General features: G+C 69.5%; 12 protein-coding genes. 7 read left to right on the top strand and 5 right to left on the bottom strand.

Annotation, left to right across the window (positions count from 1 at the left end):
• Nucleotides 1-90 precede the first annotated feature (90 nt).
• Nucleotides 91-669, top strand: coding sequence for a sigma-70 family RNA polymerase sigma factor (locus GVY64_RS05905; protein WP_039795737.1), 579 nt, complete (start codon nucleotides 91-93; stop codon nucleotides 667-669).
• Nucleotides 662-1,831: an anti-sigma-D factor RsdA gene (locus GVY64_RS05900; protein ID WP_159839565.1), complete on the top strand. Its 1,170-nt coding sequence runs from the start codon at nucleotides 662-664 to the stop codon at nucleotides 1,829-1,831. Before GVY64_RS05905 ends, GVY64_RS05900 begins: the two co-directional genes overlap by 8 nt.
• A 236-nt stretch (nucleotides 1,832-2,067) precedes the next feature.
• Here the strand turns inward: GVY64_RS05900 and GVY64_RS05895 are convergent, their stop codons facing one another.
• Complete coding sequence (locus GVY64_RS05895) at nucleotides 2,068-2,481, bottom strand: DUF5319 domain-containing protein (protein ID WP_039795739.1); 414 nt, start codon at nucleotides 2,479-2,481, stop codon at nucleotides 2,068-2,070.
• Between the two features lie 225 nt (nucleotides 2,482-2,706).
• Here GVY64_RS05895 and guaB point away from each other — a divergent pair, with 225 nt between their 5' ends.
• Complete coding sequence (guaB, locus tag GVY64_RS05890; protein WP_328820875.1) at nucleotides 2,707-4,251, top strand: IMP dehydrogenase; 1,545 nt, start codon at nucleotides 2,707-2,709, stop codon at nucleotides 4,249-4,251.
• A 291-nt stretch (nucleotides 4,252-4,542) separates the two neighbouring features.
• On the top strand, nucleotides 4,543-5,706 hold the full coding sequence (locus GVY64_RS05885; RefSeq protein WP_159839563.1) for a GuaB3 family IMP dehydrogenase-related protein: 1,164 nt from the start codon (nucleotides 4,543-4,545) through the stop codon (nucleotides 5,704-5,706).
• A gap of 291 nt (nucleotides 5,707-5,997) precedes the next feature.
• On the opposite strand, the gene GVY64_RS05880 is transcribed toward GVY64_RS05885, so the two are convergent.
• Complete coding sequence (locus GVY64_RS05880; RefSeq protein WP_159839561.1) at nucleotides 5,998-6,798, bottom strand: alpha/beta fold hydrolase; 801 nt, start codon at nucleotides 6,796-6,798, stop codon at nucleotides 5,998-6,000.
• Nucleotides 6,799-6,916: 118 nt separating this feature from the next.
• On the opposite strand from GVY64_RS05880, the gene guaA reads away from it, so the two are divergent.
• Nucleotides 6,917-8,491, top strand: coding sequence for a glutamine-hydrolyzing GMP synthase (gene guaA / locus GVY64_RS05875; RefSeq protein ID WP_159839559.1), 1,575 nt, complete (start codon nucleotides 6,917-6,919; stop codon nucleotides 8,489-8,491).
• A 51-nt stretch (nucleotides 8,492-8,542) separates the two neighbouring features.
• Here the strand turns inward: guaA and GVY64_RS38625 are convergent, their stop codons facing one another.
• The 3 genes from GVY64_RS38625 to GVY64_RS05865 all read right to left on the bottom strand — a co-directional run bounded on the left by GVY64_RS38625 (nucleotide 8,543) and on the right by GVY64_RS05865 (nucleotide 10,656).
• Entirely contained in the window at nucleotides 8,543-8,677 is a 135-nt protein-coding gene (locus GVY64_RS38625) for a hypothetical protein (RefSeq protein ID WP_268895590.1), read from the bottom strand.
• A 118-nt stretch (nucleotides 8,678-8,795) separates the two neighbouring features.
• Nucleotides 8,796-9,014: a hypothetical protein gene (locus GVY64_RS05870; RefSeq protein WP_159839557.1), complete on the bottom strand. Its 219-nt coding sequence runs from the start codon at nucleotides 9,012-9,014 to the stop codon at nucleotides 8,796-8,798.
• Nucleotides 9,007-10,656, bottom strand: coding sequence for a PspC domain-containing protein (locus GVY64_RS05865; RefSeq protein ID WP_442939530.1), 1,650 nt, complete (start codon nucleotides 10,654-10,656; stop codon nucleotides 9,007-9,009). The genes GVY64_RS05870 and GVY64_RS05865 overlap by 8 nt, the downstream gene beginning before the upstream one ends.
• 211 nt (nucleotides 10,657-10,867) lie before the next feature.
• Between GVY64_RS05865 and GVY64_RS05860 the strand changes: the two genes are divergently transcribed.
• Both GVY64_RS05860 and GVY64_RS05855 read left to right on the top strand, forming a co-directional pair.
• Nucleotides 10,868-12,196, top strand: a complete 1,329-nt coding sequence (locus tag GVY64_RS05860) for an ATP-binding protein (protein WP_159839553.1) — start codon at nucleotides 10,868-10,870, stop codon at nucleotides 12,194-12,196.
• Nucleotides 12,197-12,325: 129 nt separating this feature from the next.
• The gene (locus GVY64_RS05855; RefSeq protein WP_159839697.1) at nucleotides 12,326-12,961 is read left to right on the top strand and encodes a response regulator; all 636 of its coding nucleotides are present in this window, start codon (nucleotides 12,326-12,328) and stop codon (nucleotides 12,959-12,961) included.
• Nucleotides 12,962-12,976: the final 15 nt, after the last annotated feature.

Genomic DNA, 12,976 nt, shown 5'->3' with positions numbered 1-12,976 from the left:
CGCTATTGTTAGATCCGTTCCGCCCCTTCGGTGGAAGCACTGGTCGTCACCGGACCGTGCCACTTTGTAACGCCAGGAATATCTCTGACGATGACGCACACGGGCGAAGAGTTGGACCTCGCCGTCGCTGCCGCTGCGCAGGGCGACAGATCCGCTTTAGCTCAGGTACTGGAGATGATCCGCCCGCTGGTGGTGCGCTACTGCCGCGCGCGGATCGGAGCCGCGGAGCGTGGGCAGCTCTCCGCGGACGACGTTGCGCAGGAGGTTTGCCTGGCTGTGATGACAGCCTTGCCCAGGTATCAAGACCAGGGCAGGCCCTTCATGGCCTTTGTTTACGGAATCGCTTCGCACAAGGTCGCCGACGCACATCGCAACGCCGCCCGTAACAAGGCGGAGGCGATGGCCGAAGTACCAGATGTCATATCCACCGACCAGGGACCGGAACAACGAGCTCTCGAGTCCGAGACGAGCAGGCAGATGAACCGTCTGCTCGCGACGCTTCCCGAGAAGCATCGAGAGATCTTGATCCTGCGCTTGGTCATGGGTTTGTCAGCGGAAGAAACCGCAGTCGCCGTGGGCAGTACGGCGGGTGCGGTACGGGTGGCCCAACACAGGGCACTCGCGAAACTCAAGTCACAAGTGGCGAGGGCAGGTGAAATGTATGGCTAGGGATGGCGAGCGCGGTCGGGGTGACTGGAAGGCGCGGCTTGGATCGCGGAACAGCGGTCCCTACGCCGAGGCGTCCGGTGACACCGGCCCGGTCGACATCGCCGCGGTACGCCGCGACGATGCTCTGATCGATGCCATCGCCAGCGATGGTCCGGTGCACACCGACAGCGCCGAGGAGTATCAGCTCGCGACGTTGCTCGCGGATTGGCGAGCGGAGTTGCTCGAGGCTCCGATGCCGGCCGAACCGGACCTGGATGCGATCGTGGCCGCGGTCAACCAGGAGATCGGCGCGCGGCAGGTTCGCATCGGGGCGCACAGCGGCGGACGACTGCGGCTTGTCCGTCCGATCATGGGTGCCGCGGCCGCGCTTGCCCTGGTCATCGGCGGTATGACGGCGTTCTCGTACAACGCGGAACCAGGCGATCCGCTATGGCGGGTCAAGGAGGTCGTGTTCAGCGAGCAGGCCCAGACCACGGTGGTGCAGCGTGCGGGCGACGATCTGAACGAGGCGTCGACTCTGGTCACGCAGAACCCGTCGCAGGCGAAGGTGCGCCTGGAGCGCGCCAAGGAGAACGCCGCGCAGGTCAGCGATCCGGAGAAGCGCGCCGACCTGATGGCCGAGTGGGAACGGCTGCTCGCGGAGCTGCGCAAGGTGAACAAGGAGCTGGCCGACCAGCTCGAGGCGACGGTGCCCAAGACCACCGATCCGCGCGCGACCCCGGGCACCAGTGCGACCACGAAGCCCGGCTCGTCGACCGGCTCGACGATCGTCCAGCAGCCGGGTGAGCCGACGAAGCCTTCCACCACCGTTGATGCGACCGCTCCGAGCGGAGGCGGAACATCGAACAATGGCGGGACTCCGAACGGCGGAACTTCGAACGGCAACGCGCCGACCACGGTGCCGCCGGTGACCACGGCCCCGCCGGTGACTCCGGTCCCGCCGGTGACCGTGGAACCGACGGCGCCGCAGGAACCGCCGGTCACCGAGGTCAAGCCGCCGCCAACGGGCGGACCCACGGGAGACACGGGTAATCCGACGGCGCCGCAGCAGCAGCCACCCACCGCTCCGACGCAGGGCAACACCGGCACCAACAATCAGCCGCCGACCTTCAGCGTGCCCGTTATCCCCAACCCGGGCTCGTTCGTGCCACCCGGTCGCTGACAGAAGAAAATTTCGGGTAAGGCAAGAACCGATCGCCAGCCAGGCGATCGGCTTTTTGTCTTCGTGGAGCCGGTCTCCCCGGCGAGGCCCATCGGACCGTGATTCATCGGCGGGTCGGCCCGTTCGGGAACGTCGCCCTTCGCTTGTCGAAGTGATCGTGTGCGTCGAAAATCACAGTGGCAAGCGTCGAGTCCGCGCGCCGAGCCGGGCCCGCGAGTGTCTGGGTTTGACCGGGTTCAGCCGTCGAATCCGTCGAATCCGTCGCCGTGGAAGGCCTCGTTCATCGAGGCGTCCGCGTACCCCCGGCAGTAGTCCCAGGTGACGTACGCTTCCGGCGTCGGATCGTAGGCGGGCTCGTGCGGGCGGACCGTGCCGTCGACCAGCAGTTGCAGCAAGTTGGCGCGCAACATGTCCCAGTCGTGGTAGTGGTCCTGCCTGCAGTCTTCGCAGCTGACCACGAGTCCGCGGATACCGCGGTGGGCCAGCAGCGCCTCGTACACCGCGAGGTCGGCGAGATCCTCCTCGACCGCAAGGCGCTCGTGGGGATCCAGCGGTTCGCCGGGCTCGATGGCGTCGAGCGCGGCGGACGGGTCGGAGGGGTCTCCGGCGAACGGATCCGGCGGCAAGCCAGGTGGTAGATGGTCACGCACATCCCCACGGTACGCAGAACAGGGTGGTCTGCGCCAGCTATGCGGCCTGCCAGTTTCGGTGGTGGGCTCACTTCGTCGGCGAGTTCACCGGACAGATACGATGGAGCACAGGCTACGGCGGGTCCCGACCGCACCGCCGCCGCACCCACGTCCATCCCATCAGCCGTCACGGCGCCGGTTACCCCGGCGCCGGTCGCTATCGACGTCCAGGAGGGGTCGATCCGAATGAGTAATCCCGTATCGGGCGAACGAATCGCAGTCCGCCCTCCTACGGGTGGCGACGATCCGAACAAGATCGCCATGCTCGGCCTCACATTCGATGATGTGCTGTTGCTGCCTGCCGCCTCGGATCTCATCCCCAGCTCTGTGGAGACCTCCAGCCTGCTGACCAGGGAGATCCGCCTGCGCACCCCGCTGGTCAGCTCGGCCATGGACACGGTCACCGAGGCGCGGATGGCGATCGCCATGGCCCGTGCGGGCGGCATGGGCGTGTTGCACCGCAATCTCTCTGCGGCCGATCAGGCTTCCCAGGTGGAGACGGTCAAGCGGTCCGAGGCCGGGATGGTCACCGACCCGGTGACCTGCCGTCCGACCGATACCCTCGCCGAGGTCGACGCCATGTGCGCCAGGTTCCGCATCTCCGGTCTCCCGGTGGTGGACGAGACCGGTGCGCTTGTGGGCATCATCACCAACCGGGACATGCGATTCGAGGTGGATCAGAACCGTCGCGTCGCGGACGTGATGACCAAGGCCCCGCTGATCACCGCCCAGGAAGGCGTGACCGCCGAGGCCGCGCTCGGGCTGCTGCGCAGGCACAAGGTGGAGAAGCTGCCGATCGTCGACGGCAACGGACGCCTGCGCGGCCTGATCACGGTCAAGGACTTCGTCAAGACCGATCAGTACCCCAACGCCACCAAGGACAGGGACGGCCGCCTGCTGGTCGGCGCCGCGGTCGGCGTCGGCACGGACGCCTGGTCGCGTGCCATGACGCTGGCCGACGCGGGCGTCGACGTGCTGGTGGTGGACACCGCGCACGGGCATCAGGCGCAGGTGCTGCAGATGGTCACCAAGGTCAAGGCCGAGGTCGGCGACCGGATCCAGGTGGTCGGCGGCAACGTCGCCACCCGCCAGGGCGCGGCCGCCCTGGTCGAAGCGGGCGCGGACGCGGTCAAGGTGGGTGTCGGCCCCGGCTCCATCTGCACCACCCGCGTCGTGGCCGGCGTCGGCGCGCCGCAGATCACCGCGATCCTGGAAGCGGTCGCCGCGTGTAAGCCCGCGGGCGTCCCCGTGATCGCCGACGGCGGCATCCAGTACTCCGGTGACGTCGCCAAGGCCATCGCGGCGGGCGCGTCCACCGTGATGCTCGGCTCGTTGCTCGCGGGCACCGCCGAGTCGCCGGGCGAACTGATCCTGGTCGGCGGCATGCAGTTCAAGAGCTACCGCGGCATGGGTTCGCTCGGCGCCATGCAGGGGCGCGGGCAGGCGAAGTCGTTCTCCAAGGACCGCTACTTCCAGGACGACGTGCTCGCCGAGGACAAGCTGGTCCCCGAGGGCATCGAGGGCCGGGTGCCGTTCCGCGGGCCGGTCAACCAGGTGATCCATCAGCTGGTCGGCGGTCTGCGCGCCGCGATGGGATACACCGGGTCGCAGTCGATCGCGCATCTGCAGGAGGCTCAGTTCGTGCAGATCACCGCGGCGGGCCTCAAGGAGAGCCACCCGCACGACATCACGATGACCGTCGAGGCCCCTAACTACACGGGACGGGCGTAGCCCACTAGGTTCATGTACAGGACCAACCGGTCCGTGCATGATTGAGCTTGCCCACCGGCTGTGGCGGTGAGCGAACTGCGGTGAGTCGGTGGTGCATTTGTGCTGCCCACCGCCCCCACAAGTAACCACTGGAGGCGCGAGTCTTACGAGCGCCGTTCGCGGCCCGGCTCGCGTTCCAGCGGTCGAAGCGCATGCGCCGCAGGCGCGAGTCTCGACCGCTGGAACGCGAGCCATCCAGGGGCCGCGAACACGCAGCGCCGCAGGCGCTGCCAAAAATTAAGGAGATTTCGCGTGCGCGACATGGTGGAGATCGGCATGGGCCGGACCGCCCGGCGTACCTATGAGCTGGACGACGTCGACATCGTCCCCTCGCGCCGGACCCGCTCGTCGAAGCAGGTCTCGCTGTCCTGGCAGCTGGACGCCTACCGCTTCGAGATCCCGTTCCTCGCGCATCCCACCGACGCGCTGGTGTCGCCGGAGTTCGCCATCGAGCTCGGCCGCCTCGGCGGTCTCGGTGTGATCAACGGCGAGGGCCTGTGGGCGCGGCACGCGGACGTCGGCGCGAAGATCGACCAGCTGCTCGAGCTGGTCGGCAAGGGCGGCTACGAGCGCGCCGTGGCGCTGCTGCAGGAACTGCACGCCGCGCCGATGCAGCCGGATCTGCTCGCCGCCGCGGTCGCGCAGGTCCGCGCCGCAGGTGTCACCGTGGCGGTGCGGGTGAGCCCGCAGAACGCGCGCACCCTCACCCCTGCGCTGCTGCAGGCGGGCATCGACCTGCTCGTGGTGCACGGCACGATCATCTCCGCCGAGCATGTCGGCGACGGTGAGCCGCTGAACCTCAAGACCTTCATCGCCGAGCTGGACGTGCCCGTGGTCGCGGGCGGCGTGAGCGATCACCGCACCGCGCTGCACCTGATGCGCACCGGGGCAGCGGGCGTGATCGTCGGCTACGGCTCCTACCCCGGAGCGACCACCACCGGCGAGGTGCTCGGCATCGGCGTGCCGATGGCCACCGCGATCGCGGACGCCGCCGCCGCGCGCCGCGACTACTTGGACGAGACCGGCGGCCGCTACGTGCACGTCATCGCGGACGGCGACATCGCCACCTCGGGGCAGCTGGCCAAGGCGATCGCCTGTGGCGCGGACGCCGCCATGCTCGGAGTACCGCTGGCCGTGGCCGCGGAGGCGCCGGGCCGCGGCTGGTACTGGCCGTCGGCGGCCGCCCATCCCTCGGTGCCCCGTGGGTCGCTGCTGCACGTCGATGATCCGTGGGATCTCGGTGGCGAGCCGGTCGGCGACACCGTGCGCCCGAGTCTGGAGCGCGTGCTCTTCGGTCCGTCCGACGACCCGTTCGGCTCGCTGAATCTCGTCGGCGGGTTGCGCCGTTCGATGGCGAAGGCCGGTTACTCGGATCTGAAGGAATTCCAAAAGGTCGGCCTGAGCGTCCGCGCTTGAGCTGGGTTCGATTGCAGCGCCTGCGGCGCATGCGCTTCGACCGCTGGAACGCGAGCCGGGCCGCGAACGGCGCTCGTAAGACTCGCTTCTCCGGCGATCACCGAGCGGCTGGGGGCGCGCAGGGCGGGTCATCGCACGGTGGAAGCCCGGCGCCGCATTCGTAGTCAGGGAAGGCCTTCGGACCGTTTGTGCGCCGTGAAGATCGCGGCATGGTTGCGTGCTACCGATCTCGAGCATGCTTCGTACGCGATTGGGGTGCAACGGTTTCGATGACTCATCACGTGAGTGGTTTCACCGCACGCGAGTGGGTTTCGTTCTGGCGCGCAGGAATTGCTGGATCGCGTGGTTCACCGGTTCGGGATGGGTCATCGTGACGGCCAGTCGTGCTTCGGCGATTTCGATGAACGTGGCGCCGGACAACCCGTAAGCCAGTTCCTGGGCGCGCTCGCGGTCCATGCCGCTGTGCGTGGGGCGGATCACCAAAGCGGGGCAAGCGATTTCGCGCAGGCGATCCAGCACCGAATCGCGGCTGAGCAGGCAGCCCGCCGCCACCTCGATGCCGCGCCGGTCGCGCACCAGCCAGCGCTGGGTCCAGATCGAGCGATACCACTCGTCGTCGCCGATCAGCCAGGAAGCCAGTTGGTGCACGGCCCGTTCGCGGGAGCCGTCGTCGTACCACTCGTCGAGGAACTTCTGGGTGGCGGCGGACTGCTCAGGGGTGGGACCGTGCGCTTCGGTGCTGATCAGGATGAGCGCGGAGACGCGTTCGGGCGCGAGCAAGGCGGTGCGCAGTGCCGTGAACCCGCCCTGCGCGGTGCCGCCGACCACGGCCTGCTCGGCGCCGAGATGATCGAGGACGGTCAGCGCGTCGCGGGCCGCGGTCCAATAGGTGAAGGGTAGGCCCTCGTCCCGAGTGCGGCCGTGGCCGCGGGCATCCCAGGAGACGATCCGGAACTCCGGTGCGAGCGCGGCCATTTGGGCGGCGAACATGGTGCGGTCCATGAAGAACTCGTGCGCCAGCAGTACCACCGGGCCGTCCCCGCCGCTGTCCTCGTAGTGGATGTCGGCATCGATCGCGCGGGCGAAGGGCACGAGCAGAAGGATAACCAGCGAGCCGGGCCGCGGGTGACGATTCGGGCGGTCGGCTCTCCCGCCGCCCGAGCCGCTGTGCCGATGATTCGCTCGTTCGGCCGCTCACTAAACTGGATGGGTGGCACAAACCCAGAGACCGGTCCTCGTCGTCGACTTCGGAGCACAGTACGCCCAGCTGATCGCGCGGCGGGTGCGCGAGTCGAGCGTGTTCTCCGAAGTGGTCCCGCACACCACGACGGTGGAGGAGATCGCCGAGAAGCAGCCGCTCGCGGTGATCCTCTCCGGCGGCCCGGCCAGCGTCTACGCCGAAGGCGCGCCGCAGCTGGACCCGCGGCTGTTCGAGCTGGGGCTGCCGGTCTTCGGCATCTGCTACGGCTTCCAGGCGATGGCCCAAGCGCTGGGCGGCACGGTCGCGCACACCGGCACCCGCGAGTACGGGCGCACCGAACTCAACATCGACGGCGGTTTGCTGCACGGCGGCCTGCCCACCATCCAGCCGGTGTGGATGAGCCACGGCGACGCGGTCACCGACGCCCCCGACGGCTTCGAGGTCACGGGCACCACCGCGGGCGCTCCGGTCGCCGCGTTCGAGGATCGCGCGCGCAGGCTGGCCGGCGTGCAGTACCACCCGGAGGTGCTGCACTCGCCGCACGGGCAGCAGGTGCTGAGCCGGTTCCTGCACGAACTCGCGGGCATCCCCTCCAGCTGGACGCCGGCGAACATCGCCGATTCGCTGGTCGCCTCGGTGCGCGAGCAGATCGGTGACGGGCACGCGATCTGCGGGCTGTCCGGTGGGGTGGACAGCGCCGTCGCCGCCGCCTTGGTGCAGCGCGCCATCGGTGACCGGCTGACCTGCGTGTTCGTCGACCACGGCCTGCTGCGCGCGGGGGAGCGGGAGCAGGTGCAGCAGGATTTCGTCGCCGCGACCGGCGCCAAGCTGGTGACCGTCGACGCGGTCGACAAGTTCCTCGGCGAGTTGAAGGGCGTGACCGATCCCGAGGAGAAGCGCAAGATCATCGGGCGGGAGTTCATCCGCTCCTTCGAGGACGCGGTGAGCGAGGTCGTGCTCGAGCACGGCGAAGCCGACGGCGCGACGCCGAAGGTCGAGTTCCTGGTGCAGGGCACGCTCTACCCGGACGTCGTCGAGTCCGGCGGCGGCAGCGGCACCGCGAACATCAAGAGCCATCACAATGTCGGCGGTCTGCCCGACGACCTGGAGTTCGACCTGGTCGAACCGCTGCGGTTGCTGTTCAAGGACGAGGTCCGCGCGGTCGGCCGCGAGCTGGGGCTGCCCGAGGAGATCGTCGCCCGTCAGCCTTTCCCCGGTCCGGGCCTGGCCATCCGGATCGTCGGTGAGGTCACCGCGGACCGGTTGGAGACGCTGCGCCAGGCCGACGCGATCGCCCGCGAGGAGCTGACCGCGGCCGGTCTGGACGGGCAGATCTGGCAGTGCCCGGTCGTGTTGCTCGCGGAGGTCCGCAGCGTCGGCGTCCAGGGCGACGGCCGCACCTACGGTCATCCGATCGTGCTGCGCCCGGTCTCCAGTGAGGACGCCATGACCGCCGACTGGACCCGGCTGCCCTACGAGGTGCTCGAACGCATCTCGACCCGCATCACCAACGAGGTGGCGGAGGTCAACCGGGTGGTCCTGGACGTGACCAGCAAGCCGCCGGGGACCATCGAGTGGGAGTGATCGCCTGGCTGTGTGCCGGGCGGTAGCTCGTCATCGAGCCCGCGGACGAGGTCAGCGGGGGCGGTGGAAGGCGCTGTGCAGGATCAGATGGCCGAGGAGTGCGCCGGTCGAAGCGCCGGGACGGGGATCCGGCGGTGTGGTCCGAGCCGTGGGACGCGCCTGGTCGTTGGGTTTGTCGGAGTTCATGAGGTTCTCCTGCGGTACGACGACGAGGGGGAGTGTTGTCCGGCTCGCCTGGCGTGCCGGCGACGTCCGGAGATCGAACGCCGAACGGCCCGTCGCGCGGACGGGCCGTTCGGCGTGATCAGGATCGTTTGCGCGGGGAGATCACCAGCGCGATGCCGATGACGATCGCGGCGAGCACGATGATCCACCCGATCGGGATCATGCTGGCCGCGGGCCAGGACGCCGGGCCGACGAAAGCCCACACGCTGATCGCGAGGGACAGCAGTCCCGCGATGAGCAGCGACGCGGCAGGGCCGCGGCGGGAATCGGTCGTCTCCTTCTGCTCGGTATCAGCCATGCTGCACCTCCACGTTTCCGGCGCGGACGTCGACGTTCAGATCGAGGACCGGCGCGCCGGGAGTATTCGGACCGCTGACCCCGTCGACGCAGCGCGCTTCGGCCATGGTCGCCGTGCAGTGGGTGCGGACGGTCATCTCCGCGGGCAGCAGGACGCGGGCTTCACCCATCCGGACGTCGAGATCCACGGTGCGATTCTCGGTCAGTTTCACCGACCGCAGGTCCAGCGTGCCGGACCCCATGGTCACCCGGTAGTTCGACGCCAGGTCGGCGACCGAAGCCGGCGCCCAGGTGTGGTCGCCCATCGCGCCTTGCTCGAATTCGATCGGACCCACCGCGGAGGCGAGCAGCACGAACCCGGCGAGCGGCGCGGTGAGCACCAGCAGGCCGTAGCCGCGCCGCAGGAACGCCCCGAGCACCAGGCCGAGACCGATCACGGCGAGCGCCGCCGCGGCGATCCGGCCGGGTGTCATCCACTCCGCGCCCGAGGCCGCCGCCGCACCCGCGCCCGCTGCCGCGAGGATGGCCAGGCCGATCACCACCGGGGTCAGGCGCGAGCGGGGACGCTTCGGCGGCGGGACGACGACGGTGCGGGCGGGCGTCGGCTCCGGAAGGTCCCAGGCGAGCGGAGCGACGCCCAGCGGATCCCAGGAAGGTGGGGTCGAGCCGCCGATGATGGCGGAGTGCGCGGCCACGGGGCGGTGCGGGGTTGCGGCCGGCCGGGAGACCGGAACGTCTTTGCTGAGGGCGACCGGACCATCGGGTGAGGTCCCGGCGACCGATTCGCGCCTGTCGGTCGTGTCGGGCGCAGTTCGGCCGACTGCCTCGGCTTGCCCGCCGCCGGCCGCAGCCGGTCCCTGATCATCGACCGCGGTGGGCGAATCGGTCTGGTCGCGGTCTTTTTCGTCGGCGGACGAGTTCGTCTCCGCCCCCGCGGCGGGCATCGCCGACGCTTCCGGCACCACGGTCGCGTCGTCGGTCGCGGGCTTGTGCAGCGGGACCGTCGTCGCAGCGCCGTCAGGCGCGGGCGCCTCCGGAACGTAGGCGTCCGGCAGCTTCGTATAAGGGGTGTACACGCTGGTCGGCGGGACGTACATGTCTCCGACGGTCCGGGGTGCTCCCGGCGGGAACACCGCGCCGGGGTAGCCGGTGGCGGTGATCCCGCCCTCCGGGGCGAATCCGCCGAACGCCTCGGTGGTTCCTGGCGGCGGGTTGGGCGTGCGCAGGTGCAGCATCCACCAGCCCGCCAGCATCAGGGCGAGGCTGATCAGACCGGATCCACCGAGACCGACACCGACCGGGCCCATCGTGCTGACCGCGATGGCCAGGGCCACGATCAAGACGATGGTCTTGGTCTGCGACTGCGAGCTGTGGCCCTTGCCGACCAGCGACTCGGCCGCGGACGCCTGATCGCCCGCCGCGCTCAGCAGCAGCCAGGCCAGCAGGTAGAGCACCATGCCGGCGCCGCCGAAGATCGTCGAGACGACGAACGCGACGCGCACCAGCACCGGGTCGATCTCGTAGCGGCGCGCGAACCCCGCCGCGACGCCCGCGATCGGTCCCTGTCGCGGCAATCGGACCGGCCGGGTCTGCCATATCTGCTGGACCTGGTCGCCGAAGCTCGTTTTCGTCATGTTTCCCATGGTGTGCCGCGCCACGGAATCGGCGCATCGGGGGGAACCCTGAAAAACGGCCTGAACACTTTGGACCGATCGACTGATGTAGCAATCATCCAGCTATGCCTGTGCCTGGGTGGGACCGACCGCGTCTGCCCTGGTCGGCGTGGGTGTCGTCCAGCAAGATCAGGGTGAATCCCGATGGCTGGCAGCTGCGTTGTCGGGCAGTATCGAAGACATGTACCCGTCTGTTCCCGCGTTCGACACTCGGGGGTTCGACGCTGCCCGCGGGCTGGGACCCGCGCCCGCGCCGGTTCCCTGGCCGCCGCAGGCGCGGATGGTCCGCCGGTCCGGCGGCCGGATCGTCGGCGGGGTAGCGGGCGGTCTGGCCGACCATCTGGACGTCGACGTGTTCAAGGTGCGGATGGCGTTCGTGCTGTTGTCCGCGCTGGCCGGGGCGGGCATCGTCGCCTACGGACTGCTGTGGATCTTCTCGCCGGGCGGGTCGGACCAGGCGAAACCCTCCGGTGCGGAGCGTCGGCAGGCGATCGGGCTCGCCATGCTCGGGCTCGGGCTCGCGGTCGCCGTGTCGTGGGTGTTCAGCGGGACGGCGGCGAAGGTGATCGCGCCGATCATCGTGGTCGCGGTCGGTGCGGCGCTGGTATGGCGGGAGTACGACGTCGACGGGCCGCGTTCGCTGCTCGGAATGCCCGCGCGGCCCTCGGTGGTCACCTGGTCGCGCATCGTCGCCGGTGTGACGCTGATCGTGGCCGGTCTCGGAGTGGTGGTGCTGGCGCGGATCGATCTGAGCTCGCTCGGATCGGCGCTGCTCGCGGTCGCGGTCACGCTGATCGGCGCAGGGTTGCTGACGGTTCCGCTGTGGCTGCGCATGATGCGCGCGTTGAACGCCGAGCGCGCCGCGCGCATCCGCAACGAGGAACGCGAGGAGATCGCCTCGCATCTGCACGATTCGGTGCTCCAGACGCTCGCGCTCATCCAGCGCCAGGCCGACGACCCGCAGGAGGTGCTGCGACTGGCCCGCAGCCAGGAGCGGGAATTGCGGAAATGGCTGTTCGAGGATGCCGCCCCCGCGCAGTCGAGCCTGGCCGCGGCCCTGCGGACCATCGCGGGCGAGGTGGAGGACCAGCACGGCGTGAAGGTGGCGCCGGTGACCGTCGGCGACGTGTCGATGGACGTCGACGGCTCCGGGGCTGGTCTGCCGAAAGAGCACTTCACCGCATTGCTCGGGGCGAGCAGGGAAGCGCTGGTCAACGCCGCGAAGCACGCGGGCGTCCCGGAGATCGACCTGTTCGCCGAGGTGGAGCCGCATCAGGTGAGCATCTTCGTCCGTGACCGCGGCTCCGGCTTCGACCTCGCGTCCGTGCCGGAAGATCGTCGCGGCCTGGCCAAGTCCGTGCGCGGCCGGATCGAGCGCCGCGGGGGCCAGGTGGACATCCTGTCGACGCCGGGCCGCGGCACCGAGGTCCGGATCATCATGCCGCGCAGCGACTCCGGTTGCCCCACCGCGGAGGAAGAGCCCGCTCCCGCCGCGAGTGTCCCCCACTAGGACGCGGACTCCTTTCGATTCCGCGCGGTCGGCACAGCGGGCGTCCGGACGTGAAATTCCGCGGGGCGCGTGGGGGACGAGTGTGGTACGGGTTGGGGGTCAAGGGTCGGTTAGGAGAAGTAGGTGACCGTGCGGGTCTTTCTCGTCGATGATCACGCCGTTTTTCGGTCGGGTGTGCGTGCCGAGTTGAGCCGGGAGGCGGACATGGAGGTGGTCGGGGAGGCCGGCGGGGTGGCGGAGGCGGTGGCCGGGATCAACGCCGAGCGTCCGGACGTCGTCCTGCTCGACGTGCACATGCCCGACGGCGGCGGGGTGGCGGTGCTGGCCGGTATCGAACCGGGACCGGTGTGCCTGGCGTTGAGCGTGTCCGACGCGGCCGAGGACGTGATCGCGGTGATCCGGGCCGGGGCCAGAGGGTATGTGACCAAGACGATTTCGGGAGCCGAGCTGGCCGACGGCATCCGCAGGGTGGCGGGCGGCGACGCGGTCTTCAGCCCGCGATTGGCCGGATTCGTGCTGGACTCGTTCACCGGGAGGTCCCCGGTGCCCGAACCGCCCCTCGACCCCGAACTCGACTCACTGACGCCGCGCGAGCTGGAGGTGCTGCGCCTGCTCGCCCGCGGCTACACCTATCGCGAGATCGCCGAAAACCTGTTCATCTCCGTGAAAACCGTGGAGACGCACGCCTCCAACGTGCTGCGCAAGACTCAGCAGTCCAACCGCAACGCCCTGACCCGCTGGGCCCACCGCCGCCGCATCGACTGACCGCCGCTCGCCACC

The sequence above is a fragment of the Nocardia sp. CY41 genome, assembly GCF_009829325.1.
In the GTDB taxonomy this organism is placed as follows: Bacteria; Actinomycetota; Actinomycetes; order Mycobacteriales; family Mycobacteriaceae; genus Nocardia.
Note: the sequence above shows the minus strand (reverse complement) of the source record. Positions and strands in the feature narration are given on the sequence as shown.